At 56.8% G+C, this 21059-nt stretch carries 14 protein-coding genes; 9 read left to right on the plus strand and 5 right to left on the minus strand.

Translation table 11 applies throughout. The features are described from left to right. Positions 1–100: 100 nt before the first annotated feature. Entirely contained in the window at positions 101–1561 is a 1461-nt protein-coding gene (locus SH661x_RS05990) for a prenyltransferase/squalene oxidase repeat-containing protein (protein WP_437228987.1), read from the plus strand. Positions 1562–1589: 28 nt separating this feature from the next. On the opposite strand, the gene hemP is transcribed toward SH661x_RS05990, so the two are convergent. Continuing rightward, the gene (gene hemP / locus SH661x_RS05995) at positions 1590–1820 is read right to left on the minus strand and encodes a hemin uptake protein HemP (protein ID WP_437228989.1); all 231 of its coding nucleotides are present in this window, start codon (positions 1818–1820) and stop codon (positions 1590–1592) included. A gap of 25 nt (positions 1821–1845) precedes the next feature. Between hemP and SH661x_RS06000 the strand changes: the two genes are divergently transcribed. Beyond that, positions 1846–2535, plus strand: coding sequence for a hypothetical protein (locus SH661x_RS06000; protein WP_437228991.1), 690 nt, complete (start codon positions 1846–1848; stop codon positions 2533–2535). A gap of 27 nt (positions 2536–2562) precedes the next feature. Here the strand turns inward: SH661x_RS06000 and SH661x_RS06005 are convergent, their stop codons facing one another. Further along, complete coding sequence (locus tag SH661x_RS06005; RefSeq protein ID WP_437228993.1) at positions 2563–5133, minus strand: tetratricopeptide repeat protein; 2571 nt, start codon at positions 5131–5133, stop codon at positions 2563–2565. A gap of 362 nt (positions 5134–5495) precedes the next feature. Here SH661x_RS06005 and SH661x_RS06010 point away from each other — a divergent pair, with 362 nt between their 5' ends. From SH661x_RS06010 to SH661x_RS06020, 3 genes are all read left to right on the plus strand, one after another. Next, entirely contained in the window at positions 5496–5981 is a 486-nt protein-coding gene (locus tag SH661x_RS06010; protein ID WP_437228995.1) for a TadE/TadG family type IV pilus assembly protein, read from the plus strand. Positions 5982–6084: 103 nt separating this feature from the next. Next, entirely contained in the window at positions 6085–6582 is a 498-nt protein-coding gene (locus SH661x_RS06015; RefSeq protein WP_437228997.1) for a TadE family protein, read from the plus strand. A 143-nt stretch (positions 6583–6725) separates the two neighbouring features. Then, entirely contained in the window at positions 6726–8606 is a 1881-nt protein-coding gene (locus SH661x_RS06020) for a pilus assembly protein TadG-related protein (RefSeq protein ID WP_437228999.1), read from the plus strand. Positions 8607–8704: 98 nt separating this feature from the next. Here the strand turns inward: SH661x_RS06020 and SH661x_RS06025 are convergent, their stop codons facing one another. Together SH661x_RS06025 and SH661x_RS06030 are read right to left on the minus strand one after the other, a co-directional pair. Continuing rightward, positions 8705–9166 (minus strand): 2Fe-2S iron-sulfur cluster-binding protein, encoded by a 462-nt coding sequence (locus tag SH661x_RS06025; RefSeq protein ID WP_437229001.1) that lies wholly within the window; start codon positions 9164–9166, stop codon positions 8705–8707. A gap of 120 nt (positions 9167–9286) precedes the next feature. Continuing rightward, positions 9287–10330: a dihydrodipicolinate synthase family protein gene (locus SH661x_RS06030; RefSeq protein WP_437229003.1), complete on the minus strand. Its 1044-nt coding sequence runs from the start codon at positions 10328–10330 to the stop codon at positions 9287–9289. Positions 10331–10526: 196 nt separating this feature from the next. Here SH661x_RS06030 and SH661x_RS06035 point away from each other — a divergent pair, with 196 nt between their 5' ends. The 3 genes from SH661x_RS06035 to SH661x_RS06045 all read left to right on the plus strand — a co-directional run bounded on the left by SH661x_RS06035 (position 10527) and on the right by SH661x_RS06045 (position 18638). Beyond that, positions 10527–13409 carry a 2-oxoglutarate dehydrogenase E1 component gene (locus SH661x_RS06035; RefSeq protein WP_437229005.1) on the plus strand — a complete coding sequence of 961 codons (2883 nt, stop codon included), beginning with the start codon at positions 10527–10529 and terminating at the stop codon, positions 13407–13409. A gap of 503 nt (positions 13410–13912) precedes the next feature. Beyond that, positions 13913–16945 carry a secretin N-terminal domain-containing protein gene (locus SH661x_RS06040; RefSeq protein WP_437229007.1) on the plus strand — a complete coding sequence of 1011 codons (3033 nt, stop codon included), beginning with the start codon at positions 13913–13915 and terminating at the stop codon, positions 16943–16945. Positions 16946–17177: 232 nt separating this feature from the next. After that, the gene (locus SH661x_RS06045) at positions 17178–18638 is read left to right on the plus strand and encodes an SRPBCC family protein (protein ID WP_437229009.1); all 1461 of its coding nucleotides are present in this window, start codon (positions 17178–17180) and stop codon (positions 18636–18638) included. Here the strand turns inward: SH661x_RS06045 and SH661x_RS06050 are convergent. Then, positions 18611–19606, minus strand: a complete 996-nt coding sequence (locus tag SH661x_RS06050; RefSeq protein ID WP_437229011.1) for a sialidase family protein — start codon at positions 19604–19606, stop codon at positions 18611–18613. The genes SH661x_RS06045 and SH661x_RS06050 overlap by 28 nt on opposite strands. A 236-nt stretch (positions 19607–19842) precedes the next feature. Between SH661x_RS06050 and SH661x_RS06055 the strand changes: the two genes are divergently transcribed. Continuing rightward, positions 19843–21027: a GntR family transcriptional regulator gene (locus SH661x_RS06055; protein WP_437229013.1), complete on the plus strand. Its 1185-nt coding sequence runs from the start codon at positions 19843–19845 to the stop codon at positions 21025–21027. Positions 21028–21059 lie beyond the last annotated feature (32 nt).

A 21059-nucleotide genomic window follows, 5' to 3' on the forward strand; every position in this document is an offset into this window, starting at 1 on the left:
AAAAGGGGACGGTTCCTGTTGATAATTCTGGCGCATCTGCGTTTGCAAAGCGATAGAATTGCGAGAGCAGATTTCCAAGTTCCTTGTTCACTGAGCGTCGATGGCGGAAGTCGATTCCCATCTGGATGAAGAGGCGGAGATTCCGCTGCCGTGGTGGATGCGCAGTCGCCATGCCCTGGGAAGCTATTTCACCAGCAGTCTGATCCACCTTCTGATCCTGCTGATCATGGCCTTGTACATCATCCCGATCTCCGGTCGCGAATCGGGGCTCGAATTTGCCGTCGATACCGTCATTGAATCCCCGGTGATCAGCGATTCGCTCGAGAATTTCTCCATCGTTCCGCACGCCGGGGAGTCGTTACAGCCTGTGCCGCAGGACGTCTCCATTCCGGCTCAGAAAATTGTGGAGAATCCCGGAACGGTTGAAATCAATCTGGACGTCAAAGAACTGCTGCTGGCAGCAGAGACGGCAGAAGTGTTGGAGGGGCTACCGCAGGCGGGCGAATTCGGTGGCCGGACCGACAAGGGGCGGGCGGCGATGTCCCGGGCCTTCGGCGGCAACGCGGGAAGTGAAGCTGCCGTTGCCAACGGACTGGAATGGCTCAAAGCCCATCAGCGAGAAGATGGAAGCTGGAGTTTCGATCATCGCTGTCCCCATTGTGATGAAAGCTGCTCGCACCCGGGGAGTCTGGGAAATGCAACCGTCGCCTCGACCGCCATGGCGATGCTCTGTTTTGTCGGGGCCGGGCACACGCACCGCAAAGGGGCCTATCAGCCTCAGGTTCGTAAAGGGCTCGACTTCATCTTTGCTGAGGCCGCCAAGACTTCGCCACCGGGGGATCTGCGGCAGATCACTTCTGGCAATTCGGGCATGTATACGCAGGGGATCGTCACCATTCTGCTGTGTGAATTGCATGGCCTGACGCGTGACCGAGAAGTTGGAAAGCTGGCGTTTTCCTGCATGAAGTTCATCGTCGATGCCCAGCATCCGAAGACTGGAGGCTGGAGATATCAGCCCGGCGAAGAGCAGGGGGATACATCCGTCGTGGGCTGGCAGGTCATGGCCCAGACGAGTGCGAAGATGTCCCGGATCACGGTGTCTGCGAAGTCACGCAAGCTGGCTTCGACCTTTCTGGATTCTGTCCAGCTGGAGGACGGAGCCTTCTACGGATACACCTCGCCGTCGAAATCCCCTTCGACCACTGCGATCGGGTTGCTGTGCCGGATGTATCAGGGGTGGGGCAAGGATCATCCGGGGCTGCAGAAGGGGGTGAAGTTCCTCAGCGATCACGGACCTTCCCGGGACAACATGTATTTCAATTACTACGCCACCCAGGTCATGCGGCACTGGGGAGGGGAAGAATGGAACCGCTGGAATGTGGTGATGCGTGAACTGCTGGTGCAGACCCAGACGAAGGAAGGTCACGGCCTGGGAAGCTGGGCGCCGCGTGACCCGCATGGGCATCAGGGCGGCCGCCATTATATGACCTGTCTGGCGATCCTGACGCTGGAGGTCTATTACCGTCATCTGCCGATTTATCAGCAGCTGCCCGCTGAATAGCGGTCTCTTCAGGTGACCCGAGTTCTGGTCATTTGTGCAGGATCAGCTTTCCGCTCTTCGTGAGCCGGAGGCGGTAGAGTTCTTCGCCGTGCTGAATCGTGATTTCGCGGCAGTTCTGAAAAAGTTCGGTGGAACTGATGCTTCGAGGCCCGCGCCCGGCCTCGGGATTTTGTGCGGGACCCGGGTCGTTCGAGGCGCCAGGTTGTGTTGGCAGAGGATCCACTGTAAGGCCGAGTCTGAGGGAATGATGACGACGCACGAAATCTAATTGAAACTGAGACTCAGTGTCAATTCTGGCGAGCGGAGAATGGGTGTTTTGTATCAAATTTGTCTGTTGTCTATGCTCGCAGCCTAAGAATTATGAAAGGGGCGGTTTGCAAGGACGGGAACAGGTCAAGGAGCAAACTGGCCCGAGAAACCGAGCAGTTACGATCACTCACCGACTTGACCATCTGTCTTCACCGTTGAAGAAGGCCGCAGGTATGGATGACGCTCTGGACGACGCGATTTCCGGGCTCAATGGCCTCATCCGTTACACGAGGCGCCACTACATTCACAGAATCGTGGTGCATACCGCGTTCGCCTGCGTGTTCCTCTTCTGCGTATTTCTCAATGACCTTTCGCTGAATTGGAGAATCACCTCTGGGATGGGATTGATCTGCTGCGGTTTACTGATTGTCCCGAACTGGAAGCATGCGAGAAAACCTGTTTACCTTTCAAAAAAGAGGACTTTGAAAATGCATTCCCCTGAGACCTGGAGAACAATCGCCTGGGGAGTGTCGAATCTTTTCATGATCGCCGGCATCATCGAATTGTTGCCGGTCCAACATTTCGAGTTGAAGCTCGCGCTGGCGGTCGTCGGCGCAGTGTTTGTGGCGTCCGGAGTTCTCAGTGGGATTCTCGCAAGAAGAGCCCATCGGTCTGTAAGTATCGCACTTCGCGAGTGGGAGGCATCGACTCAACCACGCCCGTAGACCTTTCACCCCGCGGATAACGAGTCTTCACGGGGCTGGCGGACCCTCAGGTTGCAACTGCAGCAGCAGTTTCAGAGCGTCCCGGTAGCGGGGAGCGTGTTCCAGGGCCTGCAGGACCTCCTTTTCCGCGGGTGCTGTCTCTCCTGTCTCCTTCAACTGCAGAGCGAGTCGATAATGGACATCGGCCGGATCGATCGGCTCGAGAGTCAGGATCGTTCGCAATGCCCGAATGGCCTGACGGTGGTCCCCACGGTGTTCTCCTGCGGCAGCCAGTCCCACATGGGGAAGAGGGATCATTGGGCTAATGGCCACCAGCCGTGAGGCGGTCTCCTGCACCCCGTCCCAGTTCTGTTCCGCCAGATTGAGTTCCAGAAGCCGCTGCAGTGCTGCCGAAGCGTCATCGTCCATCAGTGCAAGGGCTTCTAGAGAAGCCCGTTCGCCAGCTTCATCACCCAGTGTTCTTTGTAATCGGGCCAGCTGGGCGTACGCGCTCTGCGGACCTGTCTCCAGAGAAAAGACAAGGACAGCCCGACTCAGAATCTCAGCAGCTTCCCGTGGACGATTCATCTGCGTGAGGAGTTCGCTGCAGGTTTTGAGTCCCTGATAATTTCGAGGGTGCATCTTCGCCCAGCGAATCAGTTCCTCAGCAGGGTTTTTGCGGAGCAGGATTCTGGTGAAATCCACGGGACTCCAGTCGACATACCAGCCGAAGAGCAGCGCCTGCCGTTTCACATGACTGCTGAAATCCTCTTCGAGCTGCCGCATCGGGACGGTGTGACGCTCGATCGCTTCGTTGATATCCATCCCGACGGCGAGGTCATCCAGAATGGCCAGCATCGCTGCGTGACCGAAGTTCTCCTCAATGTATTCGACGACCAGAGAGCTCTCGAAGTACGCGAACAGCAGGTGCCGGGACGACTTGGGGGACAGGAACGCACCGCTGAGCTGGCTGATGGGAGTCAGTTCCCCGTTGCGGATCATCATTCGGTATTCGGGGGTCATCCGCTCCCCCCAGGTGGGATCGCGCTGACGTTCTTCGAACACCGAGATCCCTTCACTCAGCCAGCGGGGCATGCGATTGTGCGTCTTGTTGAGCGTGATGACGTGTGCGAATTCGTGCCATAGCACAGATTTCCAGTTGTTCGGCGACGTCGTCTGCGAAGCGGGACTACGGGCGGTGACAACATCTCCGAAACAGACCCCCAGGTACCCACCCGCTCCGGGGAGGCCGAAGGTCCGGACTGCGAAGTCGGCCGGCTTCGGGAAGATCTCGATGAGGATCGGTTGAGAGAGTTTGACCGCATACTTTTCGCAGAGCGTATTACGGGCCTCGGTGAGCAGTTCCATGACGTTCTCGCCATAGAGCTTTGCTTCCTGGGCATCCATCCGGACAATCAATCCATCCTGTTCCAGCGTGGTGAAGTGTTCCAGTTCATCACGAAGAGTCACGAGGTTGTAACTGGCGACGTCGTACTCATCGCGTTGATAAACCTGATCAGCAAGCCGCCAGCCTTCCGCTTCCTGACCCAGTCGCAAGAGATCCGCAGCCAGCTGCTTCTGCGACGGCAGATAATCCGGATCGAAGGCGAGGGCTCTCCGCTGTGCTTCGGCTCCTGCCTTGAACCGGTATTTCTGGGAGAGCAGCTTGCCGATGAGGAAGTCCACGCGAGGGTTCCTGCGCCACGTCGCCAGTGCGGAGGAGCGGAGCGATTCGGCTTTCTCATTCTCGCCTCGCAGCGAACAGATGACGGACTGCATTGCCAGCGCTTCAGGGTGTCGCGGGTGGTCGTCGGTGATCCGGATGAGTCTCGTCAGGGCCTGGTCGTACTGCTCCTGCTGGATCAGAGCTTCCGCCTGAGAGAGCAGTGCTCCCGCGTGGCGAGGATTGTGCTCGAGGACCTGTCGCAGAAGATCGGCAGCGGCCTCGCGGTCGGACTCCTGCAGGGCCTGCGCCAGTCCGAAGTTCGCCTCAGGGTGATTCGGAGAGAGTTTCAAGGCGTTCCGGAAGGCTTCCGCCGCCAAGGGAAAATCACGTTTGGACAGGGCCAGTTGACCGATCGCCAGATCCGGTTCCGGGCTCGTGGGAAAGATCTGGCGAGCCCGCTTCAGCATGACCTCCTGAACCTGTCTGGGGTCGGCTTGCTGCTGAAGTGCAAACTGAGCCAGGGTGATCAGACCGGAGACGTCGCTGGCGTAACGTGCGGTTCCGCTGCTGATGACCAGTTCGAATTCTCGTCTGTCGGCGGCCATGTTGTCTTCCAGCCCTGCATAGGGGGCCAGTTCCAGCAGCAGCCAGCGATTCCGAATCTCTGACGGGTCGAATTGAAGCACCTGCTTCAGCGTCTGGCAGGCTTCTTCGTACTTGCCCAGGGCTGCTTCCGCCTGCGACTTCAGTTCCGCGAACCGCGGGAAATGCGGCGTAGGTGGTCGAACACGAGGGGCAGCGAACTCGATGCACTTTTCGTACTGACCGGAGAGCCAGAGTTTCTGGCACTCGCCAAGGTCACCAGGGGCAGCAGAAGCGATGTTGCCGCAAATGGCGAAAGCGAGAATTCCCAACAGGGAAATCAGGAGGTGTCGGACAGTCGGCACAGGCATTCCTCGTCTCCCCGGAGGTCCCTGGGCGAGCAGTGAAAACACTTTTCGCTGCAGGCGAACCGTCACTGAATTCAGACTCAGCGTGGTTGCGTGGCGTCGGTCATGCGGCTGAATTGGATTCTAACGAATTCGGAGAATGAAACGCTCTGTGTGCCGCAGTTTTTCAAGCGGTTTTTTCGATCAAACCGGTGTGACCGGACTTTTGGGTGTTGCGGAATTCACACGCAAACTGAGTGATGTCTCTCAGAAGCATCAGTCTGTGAATTTCTGGAAGAAGTCAAAATACGCGTTTGCTTTTGAAACTATGCTTCTTGACATACATGATTTCCTCTCAGATCCCTGAAAAATCTCTCCAGACCTCGATGCTTCATCGTCTTCGACATCGTCCGATCCGCACTGCAGAGTCTCGCTCCGGCGCGGTCCTCGTGGAAAATGCGATTGTCTGTGCTGTCTTCGGGCTGTTCCTGGCGGGCATCATGGAACTGGGACACGCGTATATGGTGATGAACACCATGAATGCTGCCGTGAAGCGGGCAGCGCGCTATGGAACGACTGACGGTGTGACAACCGCTCAGGTCAAGACCATGGCGAATAACCTGATCAATAAAGCGTTCAAATCCTCGAAGGCGACAATCATCGTCAAAGACGGTTCGGCGTTTGACACTTCGACGATGAATCCCAAGACCATCAATTACGACAGCCTGGCGAATCTGGAATTGTCCAGCGCCAAGAAACAGCAGATGTTCATCGTGCGAGTCACGGTTCCGTACAACAGCGTGGCTTTGCTGCCACCGTTCTGGGTCAAGAACGCAACGTTAAAAGCCCAGGCGGTCATGAGGCACGAATAGTGATTGAAGATTCCCCTGATCGAGTCGGACAGGGGCGGGATGGGAGAGCCCGGAGTCTCTGCCAATGAGTTCAGTCGAGACGAGTTCAACAGGTTTTCGGAAGATGTTTCGTAAACTGCCAATCCGGAATCAGCAATGCCGCGACCAGCGGCGCAGCGGGACAGCCACGGTGGAGCTGGCGGTCGTACTGCCCGTGTTTATGACCATTCTGCTCGGCATCGCCGAGATGTCGCGAGGACTGGATGTTTCCGAGCGTCTCTCTTCCGCAGTACGGCAGGGGGGGCGGCAGGCGGCCAGTGATATGAGCCAGTTTGTTCCCAACGGAACGACTCCCAATCAGAAAGTCATCAAAGACATTCAGAACATGCTGACCGCCAGTGGACTGGACGGCAGCAAGGTGACGGTCACGATCACACACGCCGACGGCAATAAACAGGGGTCCACGTTCAACCTCGCGGATTCAGCCAACTATCTGAAGTATTTCAAGGTGACAGCGACCGTCGATTACAGCGACGTCGGACTGTTTCCCCGGGTCATGAAGAATCGGAAGCTGGTTTCATCGGTCGTATTTCGACTCGGTCGCAGCACGCTGTCGGGTTGAAGTGAAGCATGATTGAAACTCCCGCATCCCGCTGCAGGGAGTTCAGATTTTAAGTCATTCAGGAAGTTGAATTTTCCAGGACCGGAACGTGCGGGAAGACGGTCGAACAATTTGCATTCATTCAGCATTCAGCAAGCCTACCCATGCGCGTCATCCCTTCAGTATTGAGAACGGAAGTCTCGGGCGCTCCTCCGATGGACGCTCGAAAAGGGACGATTCTCGTCCTCTCTGTCGTGCTGTTGATCGGGTTGCTGGCAGCGGCGGCGCTGAGTGTGGACGTCGGGTACATTCAGGTTCATAAAACCCGGATGCAGAACGGCGTTGATGCGGCCGCACTGGCTGCTGCTCAGGAGATTACCCACGCTGTTAAAAACGCTCCCATTGGAACCACCGACCCAACTGCTTATGCACTGAGCGCCGCTCGTCAAACCGCTGCCTACGTGGCTGGACTGAGTGGAATTCACGTTGACCCGAATTCCGACGTCACATTCGGACAACGGAAGTACAACGCGTCGACGAAGACCTGGTCAATCACCTGGAACGCCTCCCCAGCGAATACCGTCAAAGTGACCGCACGCCGGACACGGGACGATACCACAGCCAAGGACGGAAAGCTCAGGCTGACCTTCGGCGGAATTATCGGCCACAAGCTGACGAACGTGCAGACGGAAGCAATCGCATACGTTCAGGCCCGGGATATCGTCGTCTGTCACGACTTTTCGCGGTCGATGAACTTCGACAGTCATTTCCCGCTGGCGAGCGAGACGACCAGCCGCCTGAGCGACGCGCAGATCGTCGCGAATATGAAACTGCTCTGGCAGGACCTCGCGCCCAGCGCCGGCAAGCTGGTTTTCGAGCCGCAGTATCTGACACTCTCTGATACGACAAACAGCGTCACCACAACCTGCAAGTTTATGTATGACGCCTGTTATGTGACGACGACGACCTCCATGAGCCAGGTTGTTTTGACTTACTCGAACAATACAACCAAGACCGTCACCTATTCCGGGACATCCACTAAAACGGCGACAGTGCAGGGGACGCGGGACATTACCTCTGTGGCGGTCACAGTTCGCAGAACGACTGGTAGCCAGACTCAGGTGCAGACGTTCACGGATTCCGATGCGAATGTCCGGACTGCATTCAACCTGAACGGTAATTATCCGTTCCCGGGGGGAAGCTGGGCCAACTTTGTGACTCACTGCCGCAACGATGAGCAGATCATCGCCAAGGGATATCGGGAAATGTACGGTGGTCTGTGTTTTGTGAACTACACCCTGCGTTCGAACTCCGCCTATTCGGCGACTCCCAAGCTGATCAAGGCCCGGCATTATCCCTTCAGCTGTATTAAGGAAGGGCACGAACAGCTTTGTGACTTCCTGCGGAACCTGTCGTTTGATGACCGGATCGGCATGGTCAGCTATGACAACGATCATCGGGTGGAAAAGATTCTGAACGAAGCGGATTCGTCGATTCCGCACGTCAATATTTCATCAAACCCGCTTTCAAGTGATTACACTGCAGTCAACAACCTGATGAAGTACAAGCAGTGTAATTACTATTCTGCAGCTACGAACATGGGGGGGGGATTAGGAGAGTCGATCAAACTGCTGGACGATTACTCCCGGGCAGGGACCCAGCCGACGATTCTCCTGATGACCGACGGAAACAGTAACGTGATGGACTCCGGTGCATCATCGACGCTGCCCAGCGGCTGGGACTGGAACAAGCTGTTCGACTTCGATGGCGATGGCCAAAGCAATTACACGACCTCGGATTCACAGAAGCGTTATGTTCTCAAACAGGCGAAGGCTGCGGTCGACAAAGGTTACATCGTGCACACCATGGGAGTGGGGGCCGATGCGGATACAGAACTGCTGCGGGCGGTCGCCTGGCTGGGAGGAGGAATCTTCATCAATGTTCCGGGAGGAACGAGCTCTGCAGAAATGGAAGCACAGCTGCTGGTGGCGTTCCAGCAGATTGCCTCCATGGTCCCTCCGGCAAAACTCCTGAACGACAACTGACGCCCCTGAGGCCGAAGACCAAATCAAGAGAGCCGCACGAATTCGTGCGGCTCTCTTCGTTTTACCAGTGGGGACGACTGAAATCTCGGCGAGGCGGATCAGGAGAAAAAGTTCTCGCCGTGCAGATTCATGGGGGGAGTCGCTTCGACTTCACAATCCCCATACACCTTGGTCTGGCAGGCCAGTGCCAGATCCTTTTCATGTCCGATGCGTGCGAAGAACCATTCCGGGTTCAACAGCAGCAGGACTTTCTCCCACCACTTCTTCCGCTGGAGGTGGTCTTCGCCCGATTTGATGCTGACCCGACAGCTGCCGCAGAATCCATTTCCCATGCAGTTGAAAATCTGGCGTGGACCCGCGTGCATCGGGATTCCGTTCTGCTGCGCGGCGGTCCGCAGGTTGGCACCTTCCGGGACTTCGATCTTCTTTTTCAGATTCGTGAATGTGACGGTCGGCATCGCTCCGGACAATCCCTCATCAGATGGAAATGAAACGGGGACAGATAGGCGGGTGTTGATCTTAAGGTCGGCAGCCGTCCCGGTCCAGTTATTCCCGGACATTCGCGATGCCGGGAATTTCCATTCGCAGCCGGCGTCTTTGCTGACGATGAAAAATCGACGGCCAGGCGCAGAGATGCCCGGCCGTCGGTTCTGGACTCTCGTTGTGGCTCGATCAGACTTTCAAGTGATCATGCCGCGTCGTTTCAACTCGGAAACAACGCTTCTGACGATCTGATTGACGTCTTCCCCGGGGCCGGACGACTGGCCCCCCGGAAGCGGACAACCGGAGACGGGCTGGTCCGTGAAACCATGTTCCCACAGCAGGCAGTGCAGGGTTTTGCTGAGCGTGGAAAGGTCTGCGAGCTGTTTGTCGGACATCGGCTGTCGGCCGCGGCCCATGTTGAAGCCTCGCAGATTCACCGCGGCGCGGAAGCCTTCGGGGAATTCGGCCTGATAAATCATCGTGTCGAAGATTTTGACCAGATCGTACTGGACCTTCTGGGCGTCTTCGATGCGGTGGGCGACGGTCAGGTCGTACAGCTTGCGGGTCACTTCCGGAACGACGCCGCTGCTGGCGTTGGTGCCCCCGTCGCATCCGACCAGCAACATCGGCATCAGGGCGGAGTCCCAGCCGGTCAGGAAGCTGAAGTCGGGGCGGTTGGGGCGGACAGCCTGGATCATGCGGATCATGTGGGACAGGTCGCCGGACGAGTCCTTGATGGCCACGATTCTCTCAAATTCTTCACTCAGTTTCTGAAGAGTGGGAACGTCGATTGGGCTGGCGAACATCGGGATGTTGTACAGCGTGACGTCGATCGGGGTGTTTCGGCCGATTTCCCGGAAGTAGGCGTAGACGCTGGCGGGGCTGAGCTTGTAATAAAAAGGTGCGACAATCGCGACTGCCCGAATCCCGAGTCCCGCGTAGAATTCGCATGCAGCCAGGGTCTCTTTGACATTGGCTTCAGCGGCTCCGGCCAGGATGGGGACCCGTCCGTCGACCTGATCGGCGATGATTTCCACAATCCGGCGTCGTTCTTCAACGCTAAACCGGGTAAACTCTCCGGTGGAGCCGTTGGGGTAAAGACCGTGGACTCCACGGTCGATGAGCCAGTCCACGTACCGTCGCAACTCGCCTTCGTTGATGTCACCCCGGGTGTCCAGTGGAACGAGATTGGGCGTGAAAACTCCGCGAAGACGCTGGGGATGACTGGATTGGGCGGGCATGAAGTTCACCTGGTGAAATACGGCTTTTCGTGACAGGATTTTCAGGATCGGGAAACTTCCCGTTCCGGATTCCTGTTTCCATTATAAAATCGGTCTGATACAAGGCTCTTCGGCATTGAAAAACGGCTAATCGTGGCCGGCTTGTGCCAGGAGTTCCACCCTGCATCGTTTGCATCGGATATTTGGAGTGACTGCTGTGTCGGTTGATTCGGTTCCGTTGTCCAGTCAAAACCTGGAATTTGTTGAAAATCTTTATGCGAGATATCTCGAACAGCCCGGCAGCGTCTCCGCCGAATGGCGACAATATTTCGACAATCTGAAGAACGGCGATATGCGCCTGGACTCCACCTGGACGGGTGAAAGTCCTTTTCCTTCTCACAGTATCTTCGATCCCCCGAGCCAGTCCACAGTGCAGGCCCCATTGCGGCCGCTTCTCCAGGATCAGGGAACGCAGATTGAAGTTGCAGCCGCTCAGGAGCGGCTGGACCAGCTGATCCGGAACTTCCGCGTCCGGGGTCATATCCTCGCGGCGGTCGATCCGCTCGGCACGCAGCGGCCCAGCCCGCCGGAACTTGATCCGGCGTTTTACGGGTTCGATGAGGCAGACTTCGATAAAGAACTGTCCACTTCCTGGGTCGGGGGGCCGGAAACCCGCACTCTGCGGGGCATCCTGAACTGGCTCAAGCAGACCTACTGCCGCTCGATTGGCGCCCAGTTCATGCACATCGACAGCCTGCAGGTCCGCCTGTGGCTGGCTCAGCGGATGGAAGAGACCGGAAACCGCATTCGTCTGGCCCGTCAGGAACAGTTCCGGATCCTCAAGCGTCTGGCGGATGCTGTCGTCTTCGAAGAATTTCTCGCCCGTAAGTTCGTGGGAGCCAAGAGTTTCTCGCTGGAAGGAGCGGAAAGCCTGATTCCCCTTCTGGATATGGCGATTGAGAAGCTTGGCAACGAGGGGACCAAAGAAGTCATTATCGGGATGGCGCACCGCGGCCGGTTGAACGTGCTCGCGAACATCATGGGGAAAAGTCCCCGTGCGATCTTCCGCGAATTCGACGACTCCGATTCCCAGTTCTACACCGGGCGGGGAGACGTCAAGTATCATCTCGGTTACAGCTGGGACTGGAACACCTCCAAAGGGAACAAAGTTCACCTTTCGCTGTGCTTCAACCCCTCGCATCTGGAGTTCGTCAACACTGTGGCGATGGGCCGCGTGCGGGCGAAGATGGATCGCTTCCGGGACTTCCGTCGCGAGCACGGGGCCTGCCTGCTGATTCACGGGGATGCCGCCTTCGCGGGAGAAGGAATCATCCAGGAAACGCTCAACCTGAGCGAACTGGAAGGCTATTCCGTCGGCGGGACGATTCACGTGATCGTGAACAACCAGATCGGATTCACCACTTCCCCGGAAGAAGCCCGCTCGACCCAGTACTGCACGGACATCGCCAAGATGCTGCAGATACCGATCTTCCATGTGAACGGGGAAGATCCGGAAGCGGTCGCACAGGTCCTGCACCTGGCACTGGATTTCCGCAAGCGGTTCCAGCGTGATGCGGTGATCGACATGTATTGCTACCGCCGACGCGGCCACAACGAAGGTGAAGAGCCTGCATTCACTCAGCCGGTCATGTATCGGGAAATCCGCCAGCGCCCGAATGTGTACTCGGGGTATCTCGAGCGGCTGGAAAGCCTGCATGAGGTGACTCGCGAAGAAGCTGAGGCTCTGGTGGAAGAGCGTCGCCTGAAGCTGGAAAGCGAACTGACGGAAGCCCGCCGCGACGACTACATCCGCTGCCTGGAGCAGTGGGGCGGAGTCTGGTCCGGGCATCTGGGTGGCCCAGCCACGGAAGCGGATCATCCCGTTACCGGGGTTCCTGCTGAACAGATTCGCGACATCCTCTACGGTCTGACGAAACTCCCCGAAGGCTTTGTTCCCCATCCGAAAATTGTCCGGCTGCTGGAGAGCCGACGGGAAATGGGTGACGGCAAAGAAATGTTCGACTGGGGTGGTGCCGAGGCTGCAGCCTTCGGAAGCGTGGTCGCTCAAGGGCGTCCGCTCCGCATGAGTGGTCAGGATGTCCGCCGCGGGACGTTCAGTCACCGCCACGCCTTCCTGTACAACTTCGAAACCGGCGAGCCGTTCAACACTCTGTTGAATGTGGCCACCGACCCAGCCCTCGTTCGCATCTTCAACAGTACGCTCTCGGAAGCGGGTGTGCTCGGATTTGAATACGGCTACAGCCTGGACTGCCCGGAAGGTCTTGTGATCTGGGAAGCGCAGTTCGGTGACTTCTGTAATGCCGCTCAGGTGATCATCGACCAGTTCATCGCCAGTGCTGAAGACAAGTGGAATCGTCTCAGCGGTCTGGTGATGATGCTGCCGCACGGTTTCGAAGGGCAGGGGCCTGAACACTCCAGCGCCCGGCTCGAACGATTCCTGATGCTCTCTGCTGAAGACAATATGCAGGTGTGCCAGCCGACAACACCGGCCCAGATGTTCCACCTGCTGCGTCGACAGTTGCTGCGGAAGTGGAAAAAGCCGCTGGTCATTATGACTCCCAAGAGCCTGCTGCGGCACAAGGAGTGCGTCTCCAGTCTTGAAGAACTGACGACCGGAAGCTTCCAGAGATTCCTTCCTGATCCGATGTTTAAAGACTTCACCGATGTGAAGCAGGTGATCGTCTGCAGCGGCAAGATCTACTACGACCTGATCGAACGCCGTCGCGAAGGAAATCACGAAGGGGTGATGATCGTCCGGATTGAAGAGCTCTATCCGTTCCCATCCACGTCATTGAAGAAGTTCTTTGCGAACCTGCCTGAGAGCACTCCGTTCCTGTGGGTTCAGGATGAACCTTCGAATATGGGAGCATGGCCTTACATCCGCGCCCGCTTCGGAGACAAGTTCCTGCGGAAGTTTGCCATCGAACGGATCAGCCGGCCGCGCTCCGCAAGCCCGGCCACCGGGTCGAACAAGTCGCACAAGCGCGAACAGGAACAGCTGCTGGAAGCGGCCTTCAGCAAAGTGCCGAAGGGGCCGGTTTCTCAGTCAACCGCCACCTCGGTTTCCGTGTCGAAGTAAACCGGCAAGCCGAAGTTTGCTAATGTAATGCAGTGCCCGGAGTGTATCGCTCCGGGCACTTTTTGTTTGTATACGTCTCCATGAAGTGGTTTCATAACTGTTCAGTCAATGGCTTTGGAAGGCGACGCTCGAGCGGAGCCGCATCAAAGTTCACACGTGAAATCCATAGCGGCTCCGCAGGAGCGTCGCCCTCCCGAATCTGGATTCCGTTGCAGTTTCAAAACACGCTCTGAGTCTGAAGTTGCGTGATGATCGACATGACCGAAAGAATCGTCAGTAGATTGTCTGACGATGCGACAGGGTTGCTGCGAATTCACTCTCGGCAGTGGTGGAAAAATGTCGGATTCCCGGAGAGAAGCTTTCCTCCGGATAAATCAACGATGTAATATGAATTGCCTATCGAGTTCCTACTCTGGCATTTGACGGGATGTTCAGTGGCCAACTTCCGGATGCTGCTGTTATTGCCCTGCGTTCTCACCTTCGCAGGCATGAGTTCCTCCCTCGTGGCAAGACCGGATACCCGTGGGGTGGTGTCAGCGGTCGATTTTGAAGTCAGGGTCTCATCGTCGACGCGGAAACCGTTGTTGCTGGCTCAGGTGACCGTTGACGGTCCGTCAGCAACTCCCGCTGACAAGCCGCCAGCGGGGGCATCTCCTGAGAAAGTTCAGGAGAAGAATGCAAACGAGCTGAAGAAAAAGAAGGAGGGGGAGGCTGCGAAGCCAGGAGCGGAAGGAGGAGCGAAACCTGCGGAAAAGCCGGAACCTCCACCGGTCATCATGCGGCCCACTCAGCCGGAAACCCCTCCAGATGCCAACGAGCTGGAAATCGTTCCCGACTCGCAGGGCAAGGTCCGGTTCAATTTTTCACGGCAACCCTGGCTGGGGATTCTGGAATGGCTGGCCCGGATCTCGCACCTGAGTCTGGACTGGCAGGAACTTCCCGCCGGCTATCTGGATCTCCGGACCCAGCGGGATTACACCGTCGAAGAAGCCCGCGACCTGATCAACCGCCATCTGCTGACACGCGGTTTTACGATGCTGAAATCGGGAGAGGTGCTGACCGTCGTCAATATCTCGAAGATGAATCTGGCTCTCGTTCCGCGAGTTGAGCCGGATGAGCTGGTGCAGCGTCTTGGTTCGGAGTTCGTGAAAGTCTCATTCCCGCTGAAATGGATGATGGCGGAACGGGCTGCGGAAGAACTCAAGCCGATGTTGAGTGCGAACGGGAAGCTGTTTCCGCTCAAAGAAATGAACCGCATTGAAGCTGTCGACGCCGTCAGCAATCTCCTGGATATTCACCGGGTCCTGCAGCAGACCCAGTCGGACGACGTCACCAAGAATACCATTGTGCGGGAATTCCGGCTGGAGCACCGCCGTGCTGCCGATGTGGTCCTGCTCGTTGAAGCGATCCTCGGGCTGGAAAACAAGCGACTCCCCATCGCCATGGGACGCGGAGGCGGTGGTGGGGGCGGGGACATGATGTCCTATCAGATCATGAACCAGCTGCAGCAGATGCAACAGATGATGCAGCAGAATCAGGGGAACCAAGGGGCCGCCGGCAAACCGGGGAAGGAACCCGATCCGCGACTGATCGTGAATGATCTCGAAAACAGTATTCTGGCACATGCCAATGCGGAGAAAATGGAGATCATCGCGCAGACGATCAAAGCGATCGACGTACCGGGAAATCAGAACCAGGAGCTTCTGCACTCCATCAGCCGGGTCAAGCCTTACCGGCTTTCGACCGCGGACCCGCAGCCGATCATGATCCTGCTCAAGGAGATGGGAAATCTGTCGCCGCAATCGAAGATTCAGATTGATGAGAAGTCCCGCTCGATCATTCTGTACGGAACATTGGCTGACCACTATACGACCCAGTCGCTGATCGAACGCCTTGACGGCACCAATCGCAATTTCGAGGTGGTCCAGCTCCGCCGCCTGCGGGCCGACGCTGTTGCAGGGACCATTCAGTATTTATTGGGGGCTGAAGACGAAGATAAGAGTAAGAACAACAACCGTTATCCCTACTACTGGGGGTATAACTCCAGCAGTTCTTCGACAAAGGAGAAGGAGGAGCGGCCTTTCAAAGTCGACGCGGATGTCGATCTGAACCGACTGCTGCTCTGGGCGAATGACGTTGAACTCCAGGAAGTGCGTCAGCTCCTCCTCAAGATGGGCGAAGTTCCTCCCGGCATGAGCAACCCGGAGATGACCCGGTCCATCGAAATGCAGTCCGACCGGGATGCCGATCAACTTCTGGAAAAGCTGAAAACCGTGTGGCCGGAACTGGAATCCAATCCGCTTCATTTCGGGCCAGTCCGTCCACAGGCTCCCATTCAGCTCCCCGGGCCACCCCAGACAAATCGGCAGCCAGCACAGGGGGCAATCAGCCTGGCAGCAGACGAGGCTGCTGCTGGAAATTCGACGATGTCCAATCCCATCCGATTGGCCTGGTGGCCTGATGGTTCTGGAGAGAACGGGCAGCTGAACGCCGAATCACCCGCATCCATTGCGGCTGCCCCCCGTGAGTCGGTGGAGGGCGAACGTCCTCCGATTTCCATTCAGCGTCTTCCCGATGGACGCATCGTGTACAGCTCTCCCGACACCCGTGCGCTGGACCGGTTGGAGGACCTCATCAGTGAAATCTCTCCCCCGCATCGGGACTACCATGTCTTTCAATTGAAGTATCCGACCACCTGGGCCTACGGGATCGAAATGATTCTCGATGATTATTTCGATGACCCGTCGTTGAAGGAATCGACATTCGATCCATGGTGGGGGACAACTTCGACCACCAAGGCGAAAGGTTCCAACCGGCTTTCCCGCAAAAAAGAACTCAAGGTCATCTCCAATGACGACTCACACACCATCCTTGTGCAGGGGGCCACACAAGATCAGTTGAAGATCATCGGTGAGCTGATCGAAGTCTATGATCGCCCGACTTCGAACGATCCCCAGGCGGTTCGAAAAACGGAAGTTTTCCCGATGCAGTATTCCCGGGCCACCGCGGTTGCTGAGGCGGTCAAGCAGGTGTATCGCGACCTGCTCAGCGCGAATGACCCCGCACTGCAGAATCCCAATCAGCAGAAGCCTTCAGAAGAACCGAAGTTCACTTACATCTACGGTCGCGCAAACACAGCGGACAGCAAGGAGGACAGCCCCGCACAGCCGATCAAGTTCAAGGGGCTGCTCTCGGTGGGAGTCGATGAGGTCTCCAACACCGTGATTGTCTCCTCGACGGAAGGATTGATGCGGGAGATCCGGTTGTTGATTGAACAGCTCGATCAGGCGGCCAAGCCGTCCAATTCCGTTCAGGTTATGCAGGTTCGGAACATCAATCCGGAAGTGCTACAGCAGCGTCTGAACAAGTCCTTCAGCGGTCCTGTCATCCGCACGTCGGAAACCGGCCAGAGAACAAAGAAGCAAAACTCCGATCAGAATCGTAACTCCCCCAGCGACCAGAACGGCCAGCAGAGTCAGGGCAGCGGCAATAGTAACAGCGGCGGCAATAACGGAAGTGCTTCTTCGGGAGACTGAGCACATTTCGCATGTGGTGAAGACCTCCCGCAGCTGCGAGGCCGACTTCTTTTCGTAACCGTCCTGATTCTCTCACCAGGGCGAATTCGTTACGAGTCACTCCCTCCCGGAGCCGACCCCGAAGCAGGTAATGTCGTACGCGCGAGGGAATTCTGCGGTTAATCGATCTCCCTGAATTCGGTGTGAGTTCCAAACTTCCGGGGTCAACTGAATTCAGAACGAGGAGTCTGCGTTGTCAAACGTTTCTGCCGGGACTCAATCTCCTCAGCCACGATCGTTCCTCGGCAAGGCGCGCAGGCAGCTGCAGAGGCTCCTCGGCTTCCACGATGAAGTGGGGCGGTTTCAATACGTGCTGACGGGGCTGGTGCTGGCGACGTTCAAATACGTGGTCGAGGCGTTTGTCATCTGGCTTCTGAACGAAACGTTGTTGACTCCGTTTGATTTATTGAATCCCTTTCTGCGGGCGCGTGAACAGGCACTGGCAAACGCACCCGGCTGGCTGAGCCTGGCATGGGTCGTCTGGACACTACCGTTCCTGTGGATTGCGGTGTCGATGAGCGTACGCCGAGCGGTCAATGCAGGTGCATCCCCGTGGGTGGGGTTACTGGTCGTGATTCCGGTCGTCAATCTGCTGGTGATGCTGGGGCTGGCGGCGGCTCCAGAGAAGCGTGCTTCGAAAGGTCCGCTGCGGCACGAACAGGAAATCGTGCCAGCGCTCGACCGAATTGAGGCCGCTCTCTTAGGGGTTGCGGGGGCGGTGTCGTTCGCGATGCTGATGATATGGGTCAATATTTACGCACTCGAAAGCTATGGAGCCTCTCTGTTCTTCGGCACTCCCGTTTTGATGGGGGCGATCAGCTCTGTGATTTACAACCTCAAAACCCCTCGCAGTGCCGCAGCCAGTTTCTCAATAGGAATTCTTTCCGTGGTCGTGGGCGGGGGTGTTCTGCTCGCCTTAGCTTTGGAAGGAATCATCTGCCTGTTGATGGCAGCGCCGCTCACACTCCCGCTGGGTGGGCTGGGAGGTCTGGTCGGCAAGGTCATTGCCATGTCAGCAAGGAAACCGTTGCGGGGGACGATGCCGCTGTTGATCCTGTTTCCCAGCTGGGCGGGAATGGAATCCAGCCTGTCGACACGCCAGGAGTTTCAGGTCAGCACAGTGGTCGATATCGATGCTCCGCCGGAGCAAGTCTGGGAAACAGTCATTCAGTTCCCGGAGCTGCCGCCCCCCGAAGAATGGTACTTTCGCTGGGGAATTGCCTATCCAATCCGGGGTGAAATCTTCGGGACCGGAGTGGGCGCGATCCGGCACTGTGTCTTCTCAACCGGCACGTTCGTCGAGCCGATTACTGTCTGGGATGCCCCTCGGCGGCTGGGCTTTGATGTCGCGGAGCAGCCTCACCCTATGTTTGAGCTGAGTCCCTATCGGCACGTTCATCCTCCGCATCTGGATGGCACGCTCCGCAGCACGCGCGGCGAGTTTGTCCTCACACCGCTTGACGAGGGACGCACGCGACTGACCGGGAACACCTGGTACGAATTCGAAATGTCCCCCCAGTCCTATTGGACCCTGTGGTCGGATCTGCTGATCCATCGCATTCACCAGCGAGTGCTGGATCATGTGAAATTCCATGCGGAACGGGCAGTTTGCGGGCTCCTTGAAGATTACTGCAGTTCAACGCGAGCGAGATAGATGCTGGTCTTCCCTTCATGAGAGGAGTAGTAGCTGACCCAAAGTTTGCCATCACGTAGGACGAGTCCGGGATAACTCGTGTCACCCCCTGATGGAAGGGTCAACAGTTCTGTCAGCTTCGAAGCTTCGGGGTCGAGCCACCAGAGTTGTGTTTTGCCATTTAATCGACCGGCGACAATGATTCTTCCGTCTTCAAGCCGCAACATCTGAGGTCCACCCAGACGAACGCCCAGCCCTTGAAATTTCCAGTCTTGATAGGGGGGCGAAGATTTCCCAAGCAATGCATCGCTGGGATCACTCGTGTCGCGACGAATCAGACAGAGTGCATCATCATTCGGCAAAAATACGATTGCCGTTTCGTTGACATATCCCTGCTTGGGGAACATGTCCGGAACCAATGTCGTGAAAGACCGACCGTCTTCTGTCTTATAAAGCCGTGCATGCAGGTTGTCTAATTCCTTGGTATATCCGACACCGTAGCCAATCCCCTTGTGCCAGACTATTCTCCAGATCCAGTGGTTGAGTTCTCCGATGGGAATGGCTGCCCCCCAGTCTTTCCCGTCTGTTGAGTACCATGCATAAGAATGCATTGAGGACTCCGTCTCCTTGGCACGATGACGAACCCCGGCTGCACACAGACAAAGCCTCCCATCCGGGGTCACATTGATTTTGGGATCCCGCAGATCGATCTCCGGCATTGTGATTCTCGCTGCGGAGGTCCAATGCTCGCCGTCAGGACTTTCCAGGACGCGGATCGCTCCCTCTTGAGAAACGTGTCCTTTCCCTTCGCGGAATACGCAGTACCAGGTCCCATCGTGAAAGAGCAGATCGGTGAAGGCATTGTGAGCCCCTTCATCCCAGATCTTTCGAACATCCACTAACTTCGCAGCGGGTTCAGCCGCTGAGACCGCATGAGCATTGAAAGCCATGATGGAGACAGCTGCCAGACAGAAATGGCGCACAGACATCGGGGAAACTCCTGGTCTAGGGAAATTCATTCTTTACAAGCTCCTACCACATGTCACACAATGTGGCATACATGTTATCCGCATGACTTGAGAGAACGCGGGAAAAATTGCGAGTATTATCGAAAATGTGAGTAATTCTCCGAATTTGACCAACGATTAAAAATCGTCTGCAAATCATTTTGACAAACAAGTCGACTACTTGTACCATGTGGTCCGTTCAAGTTCAAAGGTTTGAGATGGCAGTTTCCCAGCTCTCTTCTGGCCTCTCCAACTTCGCTTCTGCAAGTACCGACGCATCACAGCCAAAGTACGAGCGCCTGCGTGAATACGTCATCGCGCAGATTCAGTCGGGGCAGTTTCAAGCTGGCTCAGCACTTCCTTCTGAAAACCGACTGGCTGAGGTTCTGCAGATTGCCCGCAGCACGGTTCGCCAGGCGATGTCGGCTCTGGAGCGGGACGGACTTGTCCGAAGAGTTCACGGAAAAGGGACGTTTGTTCACGAGCAGGCGCGCGGTCGTCTGCATCGAGGCCAGGACTTATTCGCGTTGATCGTTCCGGAGACGGAGTTCGGCTTTTACCCGTCCCTGCAGAAGTGCTTCGAGGAAGCTGCCGCCGATCTTCACAATCAAGTCATCGTCTGCAACACCGGCAATCAGATTGAAAGCCAGGGGAATTCCATCCTGCAGTTGATCGACATGCGGGTCGCCGGAGTGGCCATTGTGCCGACGACTGCTCCACTGACTCCTGCCTATCACGTTCGACAACTGCAGGAGCGAGGCATCCCTGTCGTCTGTTGTTCGCGGCCCGTAGAAGGAGTACAGGTTCCGCTCCTGGGGATACCATTCGAAGAAGTCGGGCGACGGGCAGGGAAGCTCATCTCTTCGCAGGGACATCGCCACGCCGCGTACATCAGCATGTCTCACACGCAATACGTGGAACTCAACAAACGCGGCTTCATCCAGGGGATGGGACCTGATTCGCAGGTCTACGCGCACCACGTCACCTCGACTTCACCTTCCCCTGCGATCCACGAAGCCGAACTGATTACTGTTGTCGACCGCATGCTGGCTGGTCCGAATCCTCCAACCGCCTTCTTCGTCTCGTTCGACTCACTGGCAGAACTCGTGTACCTGATACTGGGTCGCCGAGGCCTGCGGGTTCCGGAAGATATCTCGATTGTCAGCTTCGGCGGAAGCCGCAGGACCGGTGCGCTCGCCAACCAGCTGACGGCGGTCACACTCGATGAACTGAGGCTGGGACGCGAAGCAGTCGATCTGCTCAGCCGCATGCGACTGGGAGAACTTCCCATCGACTTGATGGAAACGCGAGACATGTCCCTGGGAATTAGCCCTGGTCGAACTTTGCAGGCGGTGGCGAACAAAACAACGCGAAATTCATCAAACATATCGCGGACCAATTAAGCGGCAACTTTCCAGCGATCATCCAGAATTCG

The sequence above is a fragment of the Planctomicrobium stercoris genome (assembly GCF_051465655.1).
Lineage (GTDB): Bacteria > Planctomycetota > Planctomycetia > Planctomycetales > Planctomycetaceae > Planctomicrobium.

What these genes read in the sequence shown, in the direction of transcription:
- SH661x_RS06020 (WP_437228999.1), top strand. Translation starts at nt 6,726, where the DNA reads ATGCGCGTCATCCCTTCAGTATTGAGAACGGAAGTCTCGGGCGCTCCT.
- SH661x_RS06005 (WP_437228993.1), bottom strand. Translation starts at nt 5,133, where the DNA reads ATGCCTGTGCCGACTGTCCGACACCTCCTGATTTCCCTGTTGGGAATT.
- SH661x_RS06015 (WP_437228997.1), top strand. Translation starts at nt 6,085, where the DNA reads ATGTTTCGTAAACTGCCAATCCGGAATCAGCAATGCCGCGACCAGCGG.
- SH661x_RS06025 (WP_437229001.1), bottom strand. Translation starts at nt 9,166, where the DNA reads ATGTCCGGGAATAACTGGACCGGGACGGCTGCCGACCTTAAGATCAAC.
- SH661x_RS06055 (WP_437229013.1), top strand. Translation starts at nt 19,843, where the DNA reads ATGGCAGTTTCCCAGCTCTCTTCTGGCCTCTCCAACTTCGCTTCTGCA.
- SH661x_RS06010 (WP_437228995.1), top strand. Translation starts at nt 5,496, where the DNA reads ATGCTTCATCGTCTTCGACATCGTCCGATCCGCACTGCAGAGTCTCGC.
- SH661x_RS06050 (WP_437229011.1), bottom strand. Translation starts at nt 19,606, where the DNA reads ATGTCTGTGCGCCATTTCTGTCTGGCAGCTGTCTCCATCATGGCTTTC.
- SH661x_RS05990 (WP_437228987.1), top strand. Translation starts at nt 101, where the DNA reads ATGGCGGAAGTCGATTCCCATCTGGATGAAGAGGCGGAGATTCCGCTG.
- SH661x_RS06030 (WP_437229003.1), bottom strand. Translation starts at nt 10,330, where the DNA reads ATGCCCGCCCAATCCAGTCATCCCCAGCGTCTTCGCGGAGTTTTCACG.